This is a genomic window from Bacillus sp. JJ1609 (assembly GCF_036967045.1).
GTDB lineage: Bacteria > Bacillota > Bacilli > Bacillales > Cytobacillaceae > Mesobacillus.
In genome coordinates this window covers 45,476-45,856 of record NZ_JBALSS010000011.1, presented here as the reverse complement: position 1 = coordinate 45,856, position 381 = coordinate 45,476, and the positions used below count along the sequence as shown (strand labels likewise).

The following is a 381-nucleotide window of genomic DNA, read 5'->3' as shown; positions in this document are numbered from 1 at the left end:
TCAGATACCACGTCTTCAGATACAACTTCGTCAGTTACTTCTTCAGCAGGAGTTTCTTCAGAAACTTCTACAGCAAGAACAGCAGAGTTAGCAGCGGCGTGCAACTTAGCGTTTTCACTTGAGTTCTCGTAACCTTGAGAATTGATTTTGTTAGCAGCAGAAGGATTTACTTTTTCTTCTTCAGTAGCGTCTTCATCAGTTACAACATCTTCAGTAGCAACTTCATCAGTCACAACGTCTTCAGTCACGACTTCTTCAGTAGCAACTTCTTCAGATACAACTTCGTCAGTTACTTCTTCAGCAGGAGTTTCTTCTTCTGTAGTTACAACATCTTCATCTTCAGTTTTTACAGTTGCATCTGCATCAAGATCGATGTCCTTA

At 40.4% G+C, this 381-nt stretch carries 1 pseudogene; it reads right to left on the bottom strand.

Annotated elements, in window-relative coordinates:
* Positions 1–381 (bottom strand): annotated as a pseudogene (locus V7654_RS10860) (hypothetical protein); the annotation flags it as partial.